The sequence below is a fragment of the Demequina activiva genome (genome assembly GCF_016862815.1).
Classification (GTDB): domain Bacteria; phylum Actinomycetota; class Actinomycetes; order Actinomycetales; family Demequinaceae; genus Demequina; species Demequina activiva.
This window is the reverse complement of sequence record NZ_BONR01000003.1, coordinates 164869-184874: the sequence shown is the minus strand read 5'-3', so window position 1 is coordinate 184874 and position 20006 is coordinate 164869. Positions and strand designations below refer to the sequence as shown.

The following is a 20006-nucleotide window of genomic DNA, read 5'->3' as shown; positions in this document are numbered from 1 at the left end:
GCCCTCAGTCCCTGATGCCCAGCCTGCGCAGGTGCTGGTTCGCGAACCGCCCCGCCGGGTCCAGCCGCTCGAACTGAGCCTTCGCGTCGGCCAGCCGCGGCGTGACCGCCGCCACCGCATCGGCCGTCATGGTGTGCACCTTGCCCCAGTGGGGTCGCGCTCCGAACGGCGCCAGCGCGGCCTCGATCCGGGGCGTCAGAGAGGCGACGGCGGCGGCGTCGTTGCGCCACGTGAAGTGGATCGCGAGCGTGTCGCGCCCGTATGCCCCGGACAGCCACAGGCTGTCCGCGGCCACCGTGCGCAGCTCCGTGATGAGCAGGTGGGGCGCGATGGCCTCACCCAGCTCGCGGACGGCCCGCAGCGCGTCGGCGCCGTCCTCCAGGGCGACGAAGTACTCGGTCTGGATCTCGTCGCCGTTGGACGGCGTCGAGTCGAGCCGGAAGTGAGGAAGCCGCTCGAGCCACGCACCCTCGACTCCGCCCTTCACGGTGAGGTTGTCCGGCGGCACGTCGACCAGGCCCGACTCCTCGGGTCGCTCGATGCGTGCGCCCATCCAGCGCTCCGCGGGCTCCTCGCCGGCGCCGATGCGGGTCTTGCGCCACACCTGCTGCACCGTCGGCTCGGCCCACATGGTGAATGCGCTGACCGAGTAGCCCGAGGCCATCACGGCCGGCAGGTCTGCGAGCAGGGTGTCCCACGGCAGGCCGCGGTAGACGTCCTGGCGCACCAGGTAGGTGGGCTGGATGTCGAGGGTGATGCGCACCGCGATCCCGTACGCGCCCAGCCCCACCACGAGGCCCTCGAACCCTGGGTCCCCGCGCCGGGACACGGCGAGCGCCCCGGACGCATCGACGTACTCCAGCGCCGCCACCGCATCGGACAGGCAGCCGTTCGTGACGCCCGATCCGTGGGTGCCGGTCGCGACCGCTCCACCCACGGAGATGTGGGGCAGGGAGCCCATGTTGTGCAGCGCCCATCCGCGGGACTCGAGCCATGTCGCGAGGTCGCCGTAGCGCGTGCCCGCGCCGACCGTCACGGTGCGGGCGTCGTGGTCGAGCACGGGGTCTGCCGGGATGCCGGTCACCGTCACGAGCGTGCCGGCGGTGTCCGCGAGGTCGTTGAAGCTGTGGCGGGTGCCGAGCGCGCGGACGGGTCCGCGGGTGTCCCGGACGGCGCGTGCGACGTCCTCGATGCTGGTCGCCTCGATCAGGGCGGCAGCGGTGAAGGTGTGGGTCCCGGCCCAGGTGGCTCCGATGCTCATGCCGTCACCCTACGGTTCCCGAATAAAGATACGTGCGAGTTGCTTTTTCTGAACGGGGAGGGCGCCATTTCGCGTACGGGACCACACCCTCACAGCGCGTAGGCTTGGGACGTGAATTTTGCGGCCGATGTGATCGTGGTGGGCGCCGGACCCGGCGGCTCCGCAGCCGCGCACTACCTGGCCCAGGAGGGCTTCGACGTCATCGCGCTCGAGAAGTCCCGCTTCCCCCGCGAGAAGGTCTGCGGTGACGGACTCACCCCCCGCGCCGTGCGCGAGCTCGAGCTCATCGGCCTGCCCACGCCGCGCGAGGAGGGCTGGATCCCCAACTGGGGCCTGCGCATGGTGGGCGGCGGCCACCGCCTCGAGTTCCCCTGGCACGAGCAGGACTCCTTCCCCAGCTATGGCCTCTCGCTGCCGCGCTCGAGCTTCGACCACAAGCTGGCCGAGCATGCCCGGACCGCGGGCGCCGATGTGCGCGAGGGCTGGTTCGTGACCGGCGCCGTGCGGGACGAGCGCACGGGCCGCGTCACCGGCGTCACCGCCCGGCAGACGGACGAGAAGGGCCGCAAGGTGGGCGACGAGGTGACCTACTCCGCGCCGCTGGTGATCGCGGCGGACGGCGTCAGCGCACGCATCGCCCTGGGCCTGGGGATGGAGCGCCTCGACAACCGCCCCATGGGCGTCGCCGTGCGCACGTACTTCGAGACCGCACGCCACGACGAGGAGTGGATGGAGGGCCATCTCGAGATCTGGGACGGCCCGCGCGGCGAGTCGCGGCTGCTGCCGGGCTACGGCTGGATCTTCCCGCTGGGGGACGGCACCGCCAACGTGGGTTTGGGCACGCTCAGCCCTCGCGGCGCGCCGTCCAAGCTTGACCACCGCGCGCTGTTCGACGGCTGGGTCCGCCACGGCACCGAGGGCTGGGGCTTCGACGCCGACGCGCCGGTCGAGAAGGTCCAGGGAGCCGCCATCCCCATGGCGTTCAACCGCCAGCCGCACTACGTGCCGGGCCTCATGCTCATCGGGGATGCGGGCGGCATGGTCAACCCGTTCAACGGCGAGGGCATCGCGTACGCCATGCAGGCCGCACGCCGCGCCGCCGAGCAGGCCGTGGCCTGGCGCGAGGCCTCGGACGATGCCGCCAAGGAGGCCGCGCTCGCGGCCTACGCGGACCGCATGAAGGAGGACCTGGGCGGCTACTACAGCCTGGGCCGGGTGTTTGCCAGCCTCATCGCGAACCCGTCCGTCATGAAGGCCTGCACCCGGTATGGTCTGCCACGGCCCGTGGTCATGCGGTTTACGCATAAACTCTTGGCAGATGTGTATGAACCGCGCGGCGGCGATTGGGCCGACAGGCTGATGGCCACCCTCACCCGGATCGCGCCAGCGGCATGAGGCGCGGTCGGGCCGAAGGATACGAGAACGACAGGGGAGCGAACGCGTGAATCCGTACGTGCCTATCGTGGTGATGGTCGTCATCGCCGCCCTCATGGCGGCTGCCGGCCTCGTGGTCAGCTCCCTCGTGGGCGGGCCCAAGCGGTACAACGCGGCGAAGGTGGACAAGTACGAGTCCGGCCTTCAGCCCACCCCCGGAGCTCTGGGCGGCGGGCGCGTGCCCATCAAGTACTACCTGGTGGCGATGACCTTCATCGTCTTCGACATCGAGGTCGTGTTCCTGTACCCCTGGGCCGTCGCTCACGACGCGCTCGGGTGGTTCGGGCTCATCGCGACCATGACCTTCCTCGCCCTCATCACGATCCCGTTCGTGTACGAGTGGCGCCGCGGCGGATTCGAGTGGGACTGATCTGACATGGGAATCGAAGAGAGTGCACCTCCGTTCATGCTGGGCACGGTCGAGAAGTTCGTCGGCTACATGCGAGCGGGCTCGCTGTGGCCGGCCACCTTCGGCCTGGCCTGCTGCGCGATCGAGATGATGGCGACGGGAACCCCGCGCTTCGACATCTCGCGCCTGGGCTCCGAGGTCTTCCGCGGCTCGCCGCGGCAGGCGGACATGATGATCGTCGCCGGTCGCGTGTCCAACAAGATGGCGCCGATCGTGCGCCAGGTGTACGACCAGATGGCCGAGCCCAAGTGGGTGCTGTCCATGGGCGTCTGCGCCTCCTCGGGCGGCATGTTCAACAACTACGCGATCGTCCAGGGCGTCGACCACGTGGTGCCGGTCGACATCTACCTGCCCGGCTGCCCGCCGCGCCCGGAGATGCTCCTCCACGCCCTGCTCGAGCTCCAGCAGCAGGTGCGCGACCGTCCCATGGGCGCGAACCGCCGTGAGATCGCCGCGGCCGCCGAGGCCGCCGCCCTGCAGGCGACGCCCACCTCGGACATGAAGGGGCTGCTGCGGTGACGGACGACAAGCACCTCGAGGCACTCGCACCGCAGGGACGGGAGCCTCTCACGCTCATCAACGTGCGCGAGGGCATGTTTGGCGCCAAGGGCGACACCTCGGGCTACGACGGCCTCGTGGAGCGCGTCCAGATGCCGGGCGCCTCGGAGCGACCGTACGGCGAGTGGTTCGACGGCGTCGTGGACATCCTGACCGAGCTGCTGGGAGACGCGGCGGACCAGGCCATCGAGTACGTCGTGGTCGACCGCGGCGAGCTCACGCTGTACATCCAGCGCGACCACCTCGTGGACGTCTGCCGCCACCTGCGCGACGACCAGGACCTGCGCTTCGAGATGTGCCTGGGCGTGTCCGGCGTGCACTACCCGTCGGACACGAGCCGCGAGCTCCATGCGGTGTACCCGCTGCAGTCGATCACCCACAACCGCCGCCTGCGGCTCGAGGTCGCCGTGCCGGACGCCGATGCGCGCATCCCCTCGATCGTGTCCGTGTACCCCATGAACAACTGGCACGAGCGCGAGACCTGGGACTTCTTCGGCATCGTCTTCGACGGCCACCCGTCGCTGGCTCGCATCGAGATGCCCGACGACTGGCAGGGCCACCCCCAGCGCAAGGACTACCCGCTGGGCGGCATCCCCGTCGAGTACAAGGGAGCCGAGATCCCGTCGCCCGACGAGCGGAGGCAGTACCGATGAGCACGCAGACCCCGCACGCGCCCCGCGCCTTCGTCGAGGACCCCGACGCCCCCGAGTACACCGTCTACGGTGCCGACTGGTCAGAGGTGGTCGAGGAGGCCAAGCGCCTGGGCCAGCAGCGCATCGTCGTCAACATGGGCCCCCAGCACCCCTCCACGCACGGCGTGCTGCGCGTGATGCTCGAGATCGAGGGCGAGACGGTCACGGAGACCCGCGCCGGCATCGGCTATCTCCACACCGGCATCGAGAAGAACATGGAGTACCGGACGTGGACGCAGGGCGTCACGTTCTGCACCCGCATGGACTACGTGGCGTCGATGACGCAGGAGCTCGCGTACTGCCTGGGCATCGAGAAGCTGCTCGGCATCACCGACGACATCCCCGAGCGCGCCTCCGTGCTGCGGGTGCTCATGGCCGAGCTCACCCGCATCGGCTCGCACCTGGTCGCGGTCGGCACCGGAGGCAACGAGCTGGGCGCGACCACGATCATGACCACCGCGTTCGTGGCGCGCGAGGAGACCTTCCGGGTGATCGAGGCCATCACGGGCCTGCGCACCAACAACAACTACATCCGCCCCGGCGGCGTGTCTCAGGGCCTGCCCGAGGACGGCGTCGCGCAGATCCGCGCGATGATCCCCAAGGTCAAGGCCAAGCTCGACGAGCTGATGGCGCTGCAGGGCGCCAACCCCATCCTGAAGCTCCGTCTCCAGAACGTCGCCGAGCTCAACCTCTCCGCGTGCATGGCGCTGGGGATCACCGGCCCCATGCTGCGTGCGACCGGGCTGCCCTACGACCTGCGCAAGTCCGAGCCCTACTGCGGCTACGAGACCTACGACTTCCAGGTGCCCACGTCGACGGATCAGGACGCCTGGGCTCGCGTGATGCTGCGCATGGAGGAGTGCTACGAGTCCCTCAAGATCGTCGCGCAGTGCGCGGACCGTCTCGAGCAGCTGGGCGACGGCCCCGTCATGGTCGCGGACAAGAAGATCGCGTGGCCGGCTCAGCTCACACTGGGCGCGGACGGCCAGGGCAACTCGCTCGACCACATCCGTCACATCATGGGCGAGTCCATGGAGGCCCTGATCCACCACTTCAAGCTGGTGACCGAGGGCTTCGAGGTCCCCGCGGGGCAGGTGTACCAGGCCATCGAGGGGCCCAAGGGGCTGCTCGGCGTGCACCTGGTCTCGGACGGCGGCACCAAGCCGTGGCGTGCGCACTTCCGCGACCCGGGCTTCAACAACCTGCAGGCGCTGGGGATCATGTGCGAGGGCGGCCAGGTGGCCGACGTCGTCGTGGCCATCGCCTCGATCGACATGGTGCTGGGAGGCGTGGACCGATGACCTATGCAGCAGACACCCTCGCGCAGCTGGAGAAGGACGCCGCGGAGATCCTGGGCCGCTACCCGGTCCGGCGCTCGGCGCTGCTGCCCCTGCTGCACCTCGTGCAGTCGGTGGACGGCTACGTGAGCCCTGACGGCATCGCCTTCTGCGCGACGCAGGTCGAGCTCACGAGCGCCGAGGTGAGCGCGGTGGCGACGTTCTACACCCAGTACAAGCGCCGCCCCAACGGCGAGTACCAGGTGGGCGTGTGCACCAACACCCTGTGCGCGATCATGGGCGGCGACGAGATCTGGCGCCGTGTGAGCGAGCACTGCGGCGTGGGCCACGACGAGACCACCCCGGACGGCAAGATCACCCTCGAGCGACTCGAGTGCAATGCCGCGTGCGACTACGCACCGGTGATGATGGTCAACTGGGAGTTCTTCGACAACATGACGCCGGACCGCGCGCTGCGCGTGGTCGACGACATCCTCGAGGGGCGCGACGTGGTTCCCACGCGCGGCTCCGCGAAGGTCGCGCCGTTCAAAGAGGTCTCGCGCGTGCTCGCAGGCTTCGAGGACGGCCGCGCGGATGAGGACCAGGGCATCGGCGAGCCCACCGTGGTGGGACTGAAGGTGGCCCGCGAGCAGGGCTGGGAGGCGTCCAAGTGACCGATCTGACCCCCGTACTGAGCGCCACGTGGGACGCCGAGCAGTCGTGGAAGCTCGGCACCTACGAGGAGCACGGCGGCTACGGCGCGCTCAAGAAGGCGCTCGGCATGCCGCCCGCGGACATCATCCAGGCCGTTAAGGACTCCGGCCTGCGCGGCCGTGGCGGCGCCGGCTTCCCCACCGGGATGAAGTGGGGCTTCCTGCCTCCCGACGACGGCAAGCCTCGCTACCTGGTGGTCAACGCGGACGAGTCCGAGCCGGGTACCTGCAAGGACATCCCCACCATGCTGTCCGCCCCGCACGTGCTGGTCGAGGGCGTGGCGATCACGTCGTTCGCGATCGGCTGCAACCACGCCTTCATCTACCTGCGTGGCGAGGTTGTCCACGTGTACCGGCGCCTGATGCAGGCGGTGCGTGAGGCCTACGAGGCCGGCCACCTGGGCAAGGACATCCACGGCAGCGGCTACGACCTGGACGTCACCGTGCACGCCGGCGCGGGCGCCTACATCTGCGGCGAGGAGACGGCGCTGCTCGACTCGCTCGAGGGCCGTCGCGGCCAGCCGCGCCTCAAGCCGCCGTTCCCCGCGGTCGAGGGCCTCTACGCGCGTCCCACCGTGGTCAACAACGTCGAGTCGATCGCGTCCGTCCCGTCGATCGTGGACAAGGGCGTGGACTGGTTCACGTCGATGGGCACCGAGCGCTCCAAGGGCATGGGCCTGTTCTCGCTGTCGGGCCACGTCAACAAGCCCGGCCAGTACGAGGCTCCGCTGGGCATCAGCCTGCGCGAGCTCATCGACATGGCCGGCGGCATGCGCGGCGGCAAGGAGCTGAAGTTCTGGACCCCGGGCGGCTCGTCGACGCCGCTGTTCACCGCGGAGCACCTGGACACGCCCCTGGACTACGAGTCCGTGGGCGCGGCAGGCTCGATGCTGGGCACCCGTGCGCTGCAGATCTTCGACGAGACCACCTGCGTGGTGCGTGCCGTCACGCGCTGGACCGAGTTCTACAAGCACGAGTCGTGCGGCAAGTGCACGCCGTGCCGCGAGGGCACTTTCTGGCTCGCCCAGATCCTGGAGCGCCTCGAGGACGGCCACGGCACGGACGCCGACATCCAGCAGCTGCTGGACACCTGCGACTCGATCCTGGGACGCTCGTTCTGCGCGCTGGGAGACGGCGCGACCAGCTGCATCACCAGCTCCGTGAAGCTCTTCCGCGAGGAGTACGAGGCTCACGTGCAGCAGGGCGGGTGCCCGTTCGACCACAGCGCCGCGGCACTGTTCGACTACGCATCTGCTGAGACCGCCGAGGAGGCGCACGCATGACCTCGACCGCGGACACGGCCACGTCCGAGGCCGTCGAGACCGTCACCCTGACCATCGACGGCACGGAGGTGACGGTCCCCAAGGGAACCCTCATCATTCGCGCCGCCGAGCAGGTAGGCATCGACATCCCCCGCTTCTGCGACCACCCGCTGCTGGCGCCCGCCGGCGCGTGCCGCCAGTGCCTGGTGGATGTCGCGGCCCCCGACCGCGAGGGCAACGTGCGAGCGTTCCCCAAGCCCCAGGCCTCGTGCACGATGCAGGCGATGGACGGCATGATCGTCAACACGCAGCACACCTCCGACGACGCCAAGCGCGCCCAGGAGGGCGTGATGGAGCTGCTGCTCATCAACCACCCGCTGGACTGCCCGGTGTGCGACAAGGGCGGCGAGTGCCCGCTGCAGAACCAGGCGCTCAGCCACGGACGCCCCGAGTCGCGCTTCATCGACGTCAAGCGGGTGTTCGAGAAGCCTCTCGCCCTGAGCTCGGAGATCCTGCTCGACCGCGAGCGCTGCGTGCTGTGCCAGCGCTGCACCCGCTTCTCCAAGGAGATCGCCGGCGACGCCTTCATCGACCTGCAGAACCGCGGCGCGATGCAGCAGATCGGCACCTTCAACGAGGAGGTGCTGAACTTCGACGGCTACGAGCCCATCGGCGTGGCCGCCGAGGACGAGTCCGGCAAGGCCTTCTCCTCGTACTACTCCGGCAACACCGTGCAGATCTGCCCGGTCGGTGCCCTCACCTCCGCTGCCTACCGCTTCCGGTCGCGTCCCTTCGACCTGGTGAGCGCCCCCGGCATCTCCGAGCACGACTCGTCCGGCGCGGCCATCCGCACGGACCACCGTCGCGGCAAGATCCTGCGCCGGCTCTCGGACAACGACCCGGTGGTGAACGAGGAGTGGATCACGGACAAGGACCGCTTCGCCTTCGCGTGGCAGAACCTGTCCGACCGTCTCACGCGCCCCCTGGTGCGAGGCGAGGACGGCGAGCTGCACGAGGCCTCGTGGCCCGCTGCGATCGCACGCGCGGCCGAGGGCCTGCGCGCCGCGGCCGGTCGCACCGGCACCGCCGCTGACAAGAAGGCCAAGGGCGTGGGCGTGCTGCCGGGCGGACGCATCACCCTCGAGGACGCCTACGCGTATCAGAAGTTCGCGCGCGTCGCGCTCGGCACCAACGACATCGACACGCGCACCCGCATCTCTTCGGACGAGGAGCAGGCGTTCCTGGGCGCCGCCGTCGCGGGCACCGGCCTGGGCGTGACGTTCAGCGACCTCGAGAAGGCTCCCGCGGTGCTTCTCGCCGGCTTCGAGCCCGAGGACGAGGGCGGCGTGGTGTTCCTCCGCCTGCGCAAGTCGTGGGGCACGCAGCAGGTGCTCACCGTGGCGCCCTTCCTGAGCCGGGGTGCGGAGAAGCTGTCCGCCACGCTGATCGAGACCGTTCCCGGTGCCGAGGCAGCCGCCCTCGCAGCCATCAAGGCCGGTACCGAGACGGCCGATGCGCTGGGCCAGGACGGTGCTGTCATCGTGCTGGGCGAGCGCCTCGCCGGCTCTCCGGGGGCACTGTCCGAGGCGCTTCGCCTCGCCAAGCGCACCGGAGCACGACTGGCATGGATCCCCCGCCGCGCCGGAGAGCGCGGAGCGCTCGAGGCGGGCGCCCTGCCGGGACTGCTGCCGGGCGGACGCGATGCCGCGAGCGCATCGGCCCGTCAGGCCGTCGCGGACGCCTGGGGCGTGGACGGGCTGCCCGAGACGGACGGCCGCGACGCGGACGCCATCATCGCGGCGGCCGCCGCGCGCCAGCTGGACGCCCTCGTGGTGGGCGGCGTCACGCCGTCCGACCTGACCGCTGACCTGCGCAAGGCGCTGGACCGGGTGGGCTTCGTGGTGAGCCTCGAGGTGCGCCGCACCGAGGTAGCGCAGTACGCGGACGTGGTGCTTCCGGTCGCGCCGCCGTCGGAGAAGCCCGGCACGTTCGTCAACTGGGAGGGCCGCCTGCGCGGTTTCGCCACCGCGATCCGCACGGACGCGATCTCCGATCACCGCGCCCTGGACTTCCTTGCACGCGAGCTGGGCGTGGACCTCAAGGTCGGCACCGTCAGCGACGTGAACGAGCAGCTGGCCGCCCTGGGCGCTGCGGGCAAGGGCGAACGCGTCAAGGCGCCCACCGCCAAGGCTGCGAAGGCCTCCGCCGGCGCGAGCGACGAGCTGGTGCTGGCCTCGTGGCACCTGCTGGTCGACGAGGGCGCGCTGCAGGACGGCGAGCCCTACCTCGCCGGCACCGGCCGCACCGCCGTGGCGCGACTGTCGCAGGCCACGGCCGAGCGCATCGGCGTGAAGGACGGCGTGGTCACGGTCTCCGGTGAGCGTCGCAGCTCGATCGAGCTGCCCGTGGTCATCACTCCCATGGCCGATGGCGTGGTCTGGCTCCCGGCGAAGTCGCCCGGGTCGTGGGTCGCTCAGGAGCTGGGCGTCGAGCCCGGTGCACGCGTGAGCGTGAAGGGGGGCATCTGATGACGTCGATGAGCGCGCTGCTCGCGGACGCCGCTGTCGAGGACCTCACCAACGCGGAGGCCCTGGCGAACGACCCGCTGTGGATGTCGATCGTCAAGGCGGTCATCATCCTGGTCTTCCTGCTGACGTCCGTGCTGTTCGCCGTGTGGTTCGAGCGGCGCGTGATCGGTCGCCTGCAGGAGCGGCCCGGACCCAACCGCCACGGCCCGTTCGGTCTGCTCCAGTCCGTGATGGACGCGATGAAGCTCCTGTTCAAGGAGGACATCACCGTCCGCGCCGCCGACAAGGTGCTGTACATCATCGCGCCTGCGATCTCCGTGTTCTGCGCGTTCCTGATCTTCGCCGTGATCCCCTTCGGACCTGTCACGCACATCCCGGGCACGGACATCCACACGCCGCTGCAGCTCACCGACTTCCCCGTCGCGGTGCTGTTCATCCTGGCGTGCGCCGCGCTGGGCGTGTACGGCATCGTCCTGGGTGGCTGGGCATCGGGCTCGACCTACCCGCTCATGGGCTCGATCCGCTCGACCGCGCAGGTGATCTCCTACGAGCTCGCGATGGGCCTGTCGCTCGTCACGGTGTTCCTGCTCTCGGGCACCATGTCGACCTCCGGCATCGTCGAGGCGCAGACCGACCGCTGGTGGATCTGGCCGCTGTTCCCGGCGTTCATCCTCTACGTCATCTCGATGGTGGGCGAGACCAACCGCCTCCCCTTCGACCTCCCCGAGGCGGAGGGCGAGCTGGTCGCCGGCTTCATGACCGAGTACTCGTCCATGAAGTTCGCGTGGTTCTTCCTCGCGGAGTACATGAACATGATCAACGTGTCCGCGGTGGCCGCGACGCTGTTCATGGGCGGATGGCGAGCCCCGTGGCCCACCTCGTGGGCCGGCGCCGAGTTCCTGAACTCCGGGATGTTCCCGCCGCTGTGGCTCATCCTCAAGATCTGGCTGCTGATGTTCGTGTTCGTGTGGATCCGCGGGTCGCTCCTGCGCTTCCGCTACGACCAGTTCATGAAGTTCGGCTGGAAGGTGCTGATCCCCGTCGGCCTGGGCTGGCTGGTCTTCTTCGCCGTGGGCCGCGAGGCCTTCGCCGCCTGGGGCCGTGACCTCAACGTCTACGATGCGGTGGCGGGCGTGGTCGCCGTGCTGCTCACCATCGCGGTCGTCAGCTTCCTCAAGGGCGAGCCCATCGAGGAGGCGCCGCCGGAGCCGGAGGAGCTCGACGCCTTCGCGGGCGGCTACCCGGTTCCCCCGCTGCCCCATCAGAGCCTGCCGCCCTCGCCCCGCTCCGGACGCACCGTCGAGGCGCGCACCGGTGGCACCGACACGGAAGGAGACGCGTCCGCATGAGCGAGTCCGACGACGTCTGGAAGGTCAACCGCGAGCGCGACGGCGAGGCGCAGCGCTTCGAGTCGAACTTCCCCCAGTACGGCCCCGTGGGCCGCGCCTTCGCGCCGGTCGCGGGCTTCGGCGTGACGCTGCGCAACTTCTTCCGTCCCACCGTGACGGAGCAGTACCCGGACAAGAAGACGCCGGCCATGCCGCGCTACCACGGCCGTCACCAGCTCAACCGCTACGCGGACGGGCTGGAGAAGTGCATCGGCTGCGAGCTGTGCGCGTGGGCGTGCCCTGCGGACGCAATCTACGTCGAGGCGGACTCCAACACCGAGGACAAGCAGTACTCGCCCGGTGAGCGCTACGGACGCGTCTACCAGATCAACTACCTGAGATGCATCTTCTGCGGGCTGTGCATCGAGGCGTGCCCCACCCGCGCGCTGACCATGACCAACGAGTACGAGCTCGCCGGCCCCACCCGCGAGGGACTCATCTACGAGAAGCAGGACCTGCTGGCGCCGCTCGAGGACGGCATGCTGCAGGCGCCGCACCCCATGGTTCCCGGCACGGTCGACGACGACTACTACAAGGGCGACGTCACGAAGGTCGTGAAGGAGCAGACGGAGTGGGTGCGCGAGCACCGTCCCGAGGACCCGACGCTGCCGGAGAACCAGAAGCAGGAGGCCGGTCGTGGTTAGCCCCGTCCTGTTCTGGGTCGTCGCGATCCTCACCGTGGTGCCGGCGCTGTCGCTGCTGTTCGCCCGCAAGGCCGTGCACATCGCGATGTCCATCGTGTGCGTCATGGTGGGGCTCGCCGCCGCGTACGTGGGCCTCGACGCTCCGTTCCTGGGAGTGGTCCAGATCGTCGTCTACACCGGCGCCGTCATGATGCTGTTCCTGTTCGTCCTCATGCTCGTCGGAGTGGACCAGCGCGAGGACACCAGGGAGACCATCAAGGGCCAGCGCTGGATCGCCTTCTTCACGGCAGGCGGCATCGCGTTCCTGCTCATCTCCGTCCTGGGCCGCGTGTCGATCGCTCCGCAGGCGGCCCGCGTGGGCAACCCCGAGGAGATCGCCCTGGTGCTGTTCGGCCGCTACGTCCTGGTGATGGAGGTGCTGGGCGCGCTGCTCATCACCGCCGCGGTGGGCGCGCTCATCATGACGCACACCCCGCGCCTGACCCCGCGCCGCACCCAGTCCGAGGTGCAGGCGGCGCGCGTGCTCGCGGGCGCCGACCCGGTCAACAAGCCCATGCCTGGCGTGTTCGCACGCCACAACGCCCTCGACGTCCCGGCCCGCGACCCGGAGGGCAAGCCCATCGAGCACTCGGTGTCCCGCGTGCTCGAGGCGCGTCACCAGATGTCCGACGGCGACGAGTTCCGCACGCGACTGGAGAACACCTCGAACCCCGAGGACTCTCAGCTCCCCAACGGCGCGCCCTCGGCGGACAGCGACGAGCGCACCCCCCGCATCGGCGAGGAGGACCAGAAGTGAACCCCATCAACTTCGTGATCCTCGCCGCGATCCTGTTCTCGATCGGCTCTGCGGCGGTGCTGCTGCGCCGCAACGCGATCGTCGCTTTCATGGGCGTCGAGCTCATGCTCAACGCCGCGAACCTCGCGCTCGTCGCGTTCTCGCGCATCCACGGTCAGCTCGACGGTCAGGTCATGGCGTTCTTCGTCATGGTCGTCGCCGCCGCTGAGGTGGTGGTGGGCCTCGCGATCATCATCGCGCTGTTCCGCGCCCGCCAGACCATCTCGCTCGACGAGCCCGCCGAGCTGAAGGGGTAACGGAATGCTGACTCTGACCTGGCTGCTCATCGCTGTGCCATTGGCGAGCGCGGCAGTGCTGCTGCTGGCCGGCCGCAGGGCCGACGCCTGGGGCCACTGGCTGGGCGTCGCCGCCTCGGGCACGGCGTTCGTCGTGGGCTTCGTCGCCTTCCTGCAGATGCTGGGCCTCGAGTCCGAGGAGCGCGCCACCAGCGTGCACCTGTTCTCGTGGATCCCCGGCGGGGAGCTGAACCTCGACGCCGGCCTGCTGGTGGACCCGCTGTCGATGACGTTCGTGCTGCTCATCACGTTCGTGGGCACGCTCATCCACGTCTACTCCGTGGCATACATGGAGCACGATGCGGACCGCCGCCGCTTCTTCGCGTACCTGAACCTGTTCGTGGCCGCGATGCTGCTGCTGGTGCTCGCCGACTCCTACCTGCTGCTGTTCGTCGGCTGGGAGGGCGTGGGCCTCGCCTCGTACCTGCTCATCGGCTTCTGGAACTTCAAGCGCGAGTACGCGACCGCCGCCAACAAGGCGTTCTTCGTCAACCGCATCGGCGACCTGGGGCTCATCTTCGCGATGGGCCTCATGTTCAGCTACTTCGGTGCGCTCGACTTCGACTCCGTGCTGTCGCAGGCACCGGAGGCGACCACGGCGCAGCTGACGGCCATCGGCCTCATGCTGCTGCTCGCCGCATGCGGCAAGTCCGCGCAGTTCCCGCTGCAGTCCTGGCTGGGAGACGCGATGGCGGGCCCCACACCCGTGTCCGCGCTCATCCACGCCGCGACCATGGTGACCGCTGGTGTGTACCTGATCGTCCGCTCGGCCCCCATCTTCAACGGTGCGCCCAACGCCCAGGTGGTGGTCGCCGCCGTCGGCGCGTTCACGCTCATCCTGGGTGCGCTCATCGGCATGGCCAAGGACGACATCAAGAAGGCGCTCGCCGCCTCGACCATGTCGCAGATCGGCTACATGATGCTCGCCGCGGGACTGGGTCCCATCGGCTACGCCTTCGCGATCTTCCACCTGGTCACGCACGGCTTCTTCAAGGCCGGCATGTTCCTGGGCGCAGGCTCGGTGATGCATGCGATGAACGATCAGGTCGACATGCGCCGGTTCGGCGCGCTCAAGGGCGCCATGGTGGTCACCTGGGTGACGTTCGGCCTCGGGTGGCTCGCGATCCTCGGCGTGCCGCCGTTCTCCGGCTTCTTCTCCAAGGACAAGATCATCGAGGCGGCCTTCGTGGGCGAGGGCTGGCAGCCCTGGGTGTTCGGGGGCGCAGCGCTCATCGGCGCCGGCCTGACGGCCTTCTACATGTCGCGTCTGTTCTTCATGACGTTCCACGGCAAGGCCCGCTGGACCGACGAGGTGCACCCGCACGAGAGCCCCGCTCTCATGACCGTGCCCATGATGATCCTCGCCGTGGGCTCCGCCTTCCTGGGCCTGTTCCTCGCGATGGGTGATCGCTTCACTCACTGGCTCGAGCCCGTGACCGGCCACGCCGAGCACCACGAGCCCGTGCTGCCCGTGCCGGTGCTGATCGCCCTCACCCTCATCCTGGTCGCCGCCGGCGGTCTGCTCGCATGGCTCAGGTACGGCCGCGCCGAGGTGCCGGAGACGGCGCCCTCGGCGTCCCTGGCCACGCTCGCCGCGCGCAACGACTTCTTCCAGGACTCGGTCAATCGAGCCGTGGTGCAGCGCCCCGGCCAGCACCTCACACGGACCTTGGTCTACGTGGACGCCACCGTCGTCGACGGTGCCGTCAACAAGCAGGCGCGAGGCTGGGCCGGCCTGGGCGAGGCGTCCCGTCGCCTCCAGAACGGACAGGTGCGTTCCTATGCCGCGACGATGCTCGTGGGTCTCGTCATCGTCGTCGCCGTCATCGTGGTGGGGGGTCTCTAAGCCGTGTTCCCGTTCCTGACCATCCTCGTCGCGCTCCCCGCCGCGGGCGCCGCGCTGCTGTGGGCCCTGCCCGCTCCCGCGCGTGCCCGCTCGCGGGAGATCGCGATCGGCGTCACCGGCCTCGAGCTCGTCCTGTTCGTCGTCATGGCGCTGCAGTTCGACAAGGCCGATGCAGGCGCCTTCCAGTTCTCTGAGACCTACGCCTGGATTCCGCAGATCGGCACCAGCTGGGCCCTCGGCGTCAACGGCTTCGGCCTGCTGCTGATCGCGCTCGCCGTGATCCTCACGCCGCTCGCCATCCTGGCTGCGTGGCGCGAGGACACGGATCTCAAGGCGCGCCGCGACTACCTCGCGCTGATCCTGGTGAGCCTGTCCTTCATGGTCGGCATCTTCGCCGCGCGCGACGTGTTCCTGTTCTACGTCCTGTTCGAGGCGATGCTGATCCCGCTGTACTTCCTCATCGGCCGCTTCGGCGGTCTGCAGAGGCGCTACGCCGCAGTGAAGTTCCTGCTGTTCTCCCTCGCAGGCGGGCTGGTCATGCTCGTCGGCGTCGTGGCCCTGTACTTCCAGGGCCCCGGCGGCGAGGACGGCTTCCTCACGGACAGGCTCACCGGGCTCGAGCTGTCCACCACGACGGAGAGGCTGCTGTTCCTGTCCTTCTTCCTCGCGTTCGCGATCAAGGCGCCCATGGTGCCGGTGCACACGTGGCTGCCGGACGTGGCCGAGTCTGCGCGGCCGGGCACCACCGCTCTGCTGGTGGCCGTGCTCGACAAGATCGGCACCTTCGGCATGCTGACGCTGTGCCTGGTGCTGTTCCCCGAGGCGTCGCAGTGGGCAGCTCCGGGAGTGATCGTGTTCGCCGTGATCTCCGTGATCTACGGCGCGCTGCTGGCGATCGGCCAGAAGGACATGCTGCGCCTGGTGTCGTTCACGTCGGTGAGCCACTTCGGCGTGATGATCCTGGGAATCTTCGCGTTCCAGCAGACGTCCATCGAGGGCGCCGCGCTGTACATGTTCAACCATGGCCTGTCGACAGGCGCTCTGTTCCTGCTGGTCGGCTTCCTCGTGGCCCGCACGGGCACCGCCGACGTCGACGCCTACGGCGGGCTCCAGAAGGTGGTGCCGGTGTTCGCCGGCTACTTCCTGGTGGTGGGCCTGTCGTCGCTGTCGTTGCCTGGCCTGTCGCCGTTCATCTCGGAGATCATGGTCTTCGTGGGCGCCTACCCGGTCGCCGCGGTCGCCGTCATCATCTCCGCGATCTCGGTGGTGCTGGCCGCCCTGTACATCCTGCTCACCTACAAGAGGGTGTTCACCGGCCCGCCGCGCGAGGAGCTCGCCGCCACGCGCGAGCTCACCGTGCGCGAGCGGCTCGTCGTGGGCCCGCTGATCGCCCTCATGCTGCTGCTCGGCTTCCTGCCGGGCATCGCCATCGACTACCTGAGCGCCCCGTCCGCTGACGCGGTGTCGCAGGTCGCCATCGAGGAGGCCGGCGCGTGAACTTCGTGACTCCTGAGATCGCCTGGGCTCCGCTGGCGCCCATCATCATCGTCCTGGGGGCCGCCGCCATCGGCGTGCTCATCGAGGCTTTCGTGCGGCGCCCGGCGACGCGCCGCACCATCCAGCTCGGGTTCGGGCTGGTGGTGCTGATCGCCGCGCTGGGCACCACGATCGCGCAGTGGGCCGCCCTCGAGGGCGGTGGCACCACGGTCATGCAGTTCATGCTCACCGTGGACCGCCAGGCCCTCGCATGGCAGACCGTCATCCTCGTGTTCGGCATCCTGGGGATCATCCTGTTCGCCGCGCGCACCCGCGCGGGCGAGCCTGCGTTCACCGCGTTGGGATCCGCGAGCCCCGGTTCGCTCGAGGAGACCCTCGCGCGCCGCCGCGGGCTCGAGGTGACCGAGGTCTTCCCGCTGCTGCTCTTCGCCGTGGGCGGCATGATGCTCTTCACCTGCGTCACGGACTTCGTGTTCCTGTTCGTCGCACTCGAGGTGTTCTCCCTGGCGCTGTACATCCTGGTGGCGCTCGCGCGCCGACGTCGCCTGATGTCGCACGAGGCCGCGCTCAAGTACTTCCTGCTGGGCGCGTTCTCGTCAGCGATCTACATCTTCGGCGTGGCGCTCATCTACGGCGCCACCACCCAGACCTCGTTCGCCCCCGTGGGACGCGCGATCGACGTCATCAGCGACCGTGACCCGCTGCTGCTCACGGGCGTCGTGCTGGTGCTCGTGGGCCTGCTGTTCAAGCTGGGCGCGGTGCCGTTCCACTCCTGGACCCCGGACGCCTACCAGGGCGCGCCCACGCCCGTCACCGCGTTCATGGGTGCGGCGACCAAGGCTGCGGCCACCGCTGCGCTCGTGCGCATCCTGTACACGTCGCTGTACCCGCTCGAGTGGGAGATCAGCTGGATGATCTGGGCGGTCGCGTGTCTCTCGATGGTCCTGGGAACCGTCCTGGCGCTCGTGCAGACCAACGTCAAGCGCATGCTGGCGTACTCGTCCGTGGCGCACGCGGGCTTCATCCTCGTCGCCTTCGCTGGCCTCACGAACGAGGCCGTGGCAGCGCTGCCGTTCTACCTGCTGGCGTACGGCCTCGCCACGATCGGCGCGTTCGCGGTGGTCTCCCAGGTGCGCGAGCGCACCGAGGACGGCTCCGTGGGCGCGGAGGCGGTGCGGCTGGGCCAGTGGGCAGGGCTGGGCAAGCGCTCGCCGCTGCTGGCGGGCGCGATGGCCCTGTTCCTCCTGTCCTTCGCCGGCATCCCGCTGACCGCGGGCTTCATCGGGAAGTTCGAGGTGTTCTCCGCGGCGATCGCCGGTGGCGGCTGGCCGCTGGTGCTGGTCGCGGTGATCGCCTCTGCCGTGGCGGCGTTCTTCTACGTGCGCCTCGTGGTCCTGATGTTCCTCACCGACGTGCCCGAGGGGATCGAGGACGCCGTCGAGGTCGAGGACAGCCCCCTGGCCACGCTCGTGGTCGTGGTGACAGCCGCCGGCGTCATCGTCCTGGGCGTGCTGCCCGCGGGGGTGCTGAGCGTGTTCGAGAGCGCCGCGCAGTTCCTGGTGCTGTCGAACGGCTGACCAGTGACCTCCCTGCCACTCGGCTCCGCCGCCCTCGAGGAGGCGCTCACCCCGCGCCTCGCGCTGGTGGAGGAGCGACTGCGCGACGCGGTCGCGCAGTCGGACCGTTTGGCACACGCGACCTCGCGTCACCTGGTCGACGCCGGCGGCAAGCGTCTGCGTCCCATGCTCACGCTGCTCACCGCACAGCTGGGCGACGGCGCCAGGCCCGAGGTGGTCGAGGCCGGCGTGGTGGTCGAGCTGACGCACCTGGCCACGCTGTACCACGACGACGTCATGGACTCTGCGCCCACCCGTCGCGGCGCTCCCGCCGCGCACGAGGTCTGGGGCAACTCGGTGGCGATCCTCACGGGCGACCTGCTGTTCGCCCGCGCGTCGCGGGTGGTGGCCGGGCTGGGCCCGGAGGCGGTGCGCATCCAGGCGCAGACCTTCGAGCGCTTGTGCCTGGGCCAGCTGCACGAGACGGTGGGCCCTGACGAGGACGCCGATGCGGTGGCGCACTACCTCCAGGTGCTCGCCGACAAGACGGGCTCGCTCATCGCCACCTCGGCGCGCTTCGGCGCGATGTTCGCCGGCTGCATGCCGTCGGTGGTCCAGCAGGTGACCGAGTACGGCGAGTACGCCGGCGTGGCCTTCCAGCTCGCTGACGATGTCATCGATGTGCGCTCGGATGCGGAGACCACCGGCAAGACGCCGGGAACGGATCTGCGCGAGGCCGTCCCCACCATGCCCGTGCTGCTGCTGCGGCAGCGCGTGGCAGGTCCGGACGCGACGGACGACGACCGGCGCCTGCTCGCGGACATCGACGGCGACCTCAGCGCCGACGAGGTGCTCGCGGACGTGGTGGCGCGGCTGTCCCGTCACGCCGTGGTGGACGAGACCGCGGCGCTCGCGCAGGCATGGGCGCGCAGAGCCAAGGACGCGGTGGCGGGCCTGCCCGAGGGCGAGGTGCGCGACGCGCTGATGACGTTCGCCGACGCGCTGGTGGCCCGCGCCGCCTGAGGCGGCGTCACCCCGCGCCACGCGAGCCCGCCGTGGCACCGTCCGCCGCGCATCTCGTTAGGGTGGCGGCATGGACCAACGGTGGCAGGACGTGGACGCGTACATCCAGAGCAGTGTGCTGGGCGAGGACTCCGAGGGCGAGAGGGTGCTCGGTGCTCAGCAGTCCGCGGAGCTGCCGGACATCGCGGTCAGCCGCCCGCAGGGCCGCCTGCTGAGCGTGCTCGCGCGCTCCATCGGGGCCGAGCGCGTGGTGGAGTTCGGCACGCTGGGCGGATACTCGACGCTGTGCCTCGCGCGGGCGCTGCCGCCGCACGGCAGGGTCGTCACCTTCGAGCTCGACGAACGCCACGCCTCCGTCGCGCGCGCGAGCCTTGACGCCGCCGGCGTGGGCCACCAGGTGACCATCCGCGTGGGCCCCGCGCTCGAAAGGATCGAGACGCTCGCGCACGACGAGCCCTTCGACCTCGCGTTCATCGACGCCGACAAGCCCAGCAATGTCCACTACTACGAGGCCGCGATGACCCGCATGCGCCCTGGCGGGCTGGTCATCGTCGACAACGTGGTGCGCGACGGCGAGGTCGCTGACCCGAACAGCGCGGACGAGCGCGTTCAGGGCTCACGCGCCGTGATCGACCGCGTGGGAGCGGACCCCCGCGTCGAGGCCACCGTCATCCAGACGGTGGGCTCCAAGGGCTACGACGGCATGCTGATCGCGACCGTGCTGGACTGACCGGCCCCCAGGCGCCTCCGCCCAACGATCTGTCGCCCGGCTCCGTTCAGGGGGGTA

At 69.7% G+C, this 20006-nt stretch carries 18 protein-coding genes; 17 read left to right on the top strand and 1 reads right to left on the bottom strand.

Going from position 1 to position 20006, the window contains the following annotated elements; genetic code table 11:
* Window positions 1-4: 4 nt before the first annotated feature.
* The gene (locus Dac01nite_RS08300; protein WP_203655797.1) at window positions 5-1261 is read right to left on the bottom strand and encodes an FAD-binding protein; all 1257 of its coding nucleotides are present in this window, start codon (window positions 1259-1261) and stop codon (window positions 5-7) included.
* A gap of 111 nt (window positions 1262-1372) precedes the next feature.
* On the opposite strand from Dac01nite_RS08300, the gene Dac01nite_RS08295 reads away from it, so the two are divergent.
* The 17 genes from Dac01nite_RS08295 (at window position 1373) to Dac01nite_RS08215 (ending at window position 19949) form a co-directional block, all read left to right on the top strand.
* A complete protein-coding gene (locus Dac01nite_RS08295) occupies window positions 1373-2656 on the top strand; it encodes a geranylgeranyl reductase family protein (protein ID WP_239066585.1) in 1284 nt (427 codons plus the stop codon).
* A gap of 46 nt (window positions 2657-2702) precedes the next feature.
* A complete protein-coding gene (locus Dac01nite_RS08290) occupies window positions 2703-3065 on the top strand; it encodes an NADH-quinone oxidoreductase subunit A (protein ID WP_203655789.1) in 363 nt (120 codons plus the stop codon).
* 6 nt (window positions 3066-3071) lie between these two features.
* Complete coding sequence (locus Dac01nite_RS08285) at window positions 3072-3623, top strand: NADH-quinone oxidoreductase subunit B (protein ID WP_203655787.1); 552 nt, start codon at window positions 3072-3074, stop codon at window positions 3621-3623.
* Window positions 3620-4315 carry an NADH-quinone oxidoreductase subunit C gene (locus tag Dac01nite_RS08280; RefSeq protein WP_203655784.1) on the top strand — a complete coding sequence of 232 codons (696 nt, stop codon included), beginning with the start codon at window positions 3620-3622 and terminating at the stop codon, window positions 4313-4315. Before Dac01nite_RS08285 ends, Dac01nite_RS08280 begins: the two co-directional genes overlap by 4 nt.
* The gene (locus tag Dac01nite_RS08275; protein ID WP_203655763.1) at window positions 4312-5655 is read left to right on the top strand and encodes an NADH-quinone oxidoreductase subunit D; all 1344 of its coding nucleotides are present in this window, start codon (window positions 4312-4314) and stop codon (window positions 5653-5655) included. The genes Dac01nite_RS08280 and Dac01nite_RS08275 overlap by 4 nt, the downstream gene beginning before the upstream one ends.
* Window positions 5652-6305 carry an NADH-quinone oxidoreductase subunit NuoE gene (gene nuoE, locus Dac01nite_RS08270; RefSeq protein WP_203655762.1) on the top strand — a complete coding sequence of 218 codons (654 nt, stop codon included), beginning with the start codon at window positions 5652-5654 and terminating at the stop codon, window positions 6303-6305. Before Dac01nite_RS08275 ends, nuoE begins: the two co-directional genes overlap by 4 nt.
* A complete protein-coding gene (gene nuoF, locus Dac01nite_RS08265) occupies window positions 6302-7627 on the top strand; it encodes an NADH-quinone oxidoreductase subunit NuoF (protein WP_203655760.1) in 1326 nt (441 codons plus the stop codon). The genes nuoE and nuoF overlap by 4 nt, the downstream gene beginning before the upstream one ends.
* Complete coding sequence (locus Dac01nite_RS08260) at window positions 7624-10134, top strand: NADH-quinone oxidoreductase subunit G (RefSeq protein WP_203655758.1); 2511 nt, start codon at window positions 7624-7626, stop codon at window positions 10132-10134. The genes nuoF and Dac01nite_RS08260 overlap by 4 nt, the downstream gene beginning before the upstream one ends.
* An 8-nt stretch (window positions 10135-10142) precedes the next feature.
* A complete protein-coding gene (nuoH, locus tag Dac01nite_RS08255) occupies window positions 10143-11483 on the top strand; it encodes an NADH-quinone oxidoreductase subunit NuoH (RefSeq protein WP_203656157.1) in 1341 nt (446 codons plus the stop codon).
* Window positions 11480-12166 (top strand): NADH-quinone oxidoreductase subunit NuoI, encoded by a 687-nt coding sequence (gene nuoI, locus Dac01nite_RS08250; protein WP_203655757.1) that lies wholly within the window; start codon window positions 11480-11482, stop codon window positions 12164-12166. The genes nuoH and nuoI overlap by 4 nt, the downstream gene beginning before the upstream one ends.
* Window positions 12159-12962 (top strand): NADH-quinone oxidoreductase subunit J, encoded by an 804-nt coding sequence (locus tag Dac01nite_RS08245; RefSeq protein WP_203655755.1) that lies wholly within the window; start codon window positions 12159-12161, stop codon window positions 12960-12962. The genes nuoI and Dac01nite_RS08245 overlap by 8 nt, the downstream gene beginning before the upstream one ends.
* Window positions 12959-13258, top strand: coding sequence for an NADH-quinone oxidoreductase subunit NuoK (gene nuoK / locus Dac01nite_RS08240; RefSeq protein ID WP_203655753.1), 300 nt, complete (start codon window positions 12959-12961; stop codon window positions 13256-13258). The genes Dac01nite_RS08245 and nuoK overlap by 4 nt, the downstream gene beginning before the upstream one ends.
* 4 nt (window positions 13259-13262) lie before the next feature.
* A complete protein-coding gene (gene nuoL, locus Dac01nite_RS08235; RefSeq protein WP_203655751.1) occupies window positions 13263-15143 on the top strand; it encodes an NADH-quinone oxidoreductase subunit L in 1881 nt (626 codons plus the stop codon).
* 3 nt (window positions 15144-15146) lie between these two features.
* Entirely contained in the window at window positions 15147-16640 is a 1494-nt protein-coding gene (locus tag Dac01nite_RS08230) for an NADH-quinone oxidoreductase subunit M (protein ID WP_203655737.1), read from the top strand.
* Window positions 16637-18217 carry an NADH-quinone oxidoreductase subunit NuoN gene (gene nuoN / locus Dac01nite_RS08225; protein ID WP_203655736.1) on the top strand — a complete coding sequence of 527 codons (1581 nt, stop codon included), beginning with the start codon at window positions 16637-16639 and terminating at the stop codon, window positions 18215-18217. The genes Dac01nite_RS08230 and nuoN overlap by 4 nt, the downstream gene beginning before the upstream one ends.
* A 3-nt stretch (window positions 18218-18220) precedes the next feature.
* Window positions 18221-19219, top strand: coding sequence for a polyprenyl synthetase family protein (locus Dac01nite_RS08220; RefSeq protein ID WP_203655734.1), 999 nt, complete (start codon window positions 18221-18223; stop codon window positions 19217-19219).
* Between the two features lie 70 nt (window positions 19220-19289).
* On the top strand, window positions 19290-19949 hold the full coding sequence (locus tag Dac01nite_RS08215) for an O-methyltransferase (protein ID WP_203655732.1): 660 nt from the start codon (window positions 19290-19292) through the stop codon (window positions 19947-19949).
* Window positions 19950-20006 lie beyond the last annotated feature (57 nt).

Excerpts from the sequence above, each read along its gene's own strand:
- Dac01nite_RS08300 (WP_203655797.1), bottom strand. The coding sequence starts at position 1,261 with ATGAGCATCGGAGCCACCTGGGCCGGGACCCACACCTTCACCGCTGCC.
- Dac01nite_RS08285 (WP_203655787.1), top strand. The coding sequence starts at position 3,072 with ATGGGAATCGAAGAGAGTGCACCTCCGTTCATGCTGGGCACGGTCGAG.
- Dac01nite_RS08275 (WP_203655763.1), top strand. The coding sequence starts at position 4,312 with ATGAGCACGCAGACCCCGCACGCGCCCCGCGCCTTCGTCGAGGACCCC.
- nuoE (WP_203655762.1), top strand. The coding sequence starts at position 5,652 with ATGACCTATGCAGCAGACACCCTCGCGCAGCTGGAGAAGGACGCCGCG.
- Dac01nite_RS08260 (WP_203655758.1), top strand. The coding sequence starts at position 7,624 with ATGACCTCGACCGCGGACACGGCCACGTCCGAGGCCGTCGAGACCGTC.
- nuoH (WP_203656157.1), top strand. The coding sequence starts at position 10,143 with ATGAGCGCGCTGCTCGCGGACGCCGCTGTCGAGGACCTCACCAACGCG.
- nuoI (WP_203655757.1), top strand. The coding sequence starts at position 11,480 with ATGAGCGAGTCCGACGACGTCTGGAAGGTCAACCGCGAGCGCGACGGC.
- nuoL (WP_203655751.1), top strand. The coding sequence starts at position 13,263 with ATGCTGACTCTGACCTGGCTGCTCATCGCTGTGCCATTGGCGAGCGCG.
- Dac01nite_RS08215 (WP_203655732.1), top strand. The coding sequence starts at position 19,290 with ATGGACCAACGGTGGCAGGACGTGGACGCGTACATCCAGAGCAGTGTG.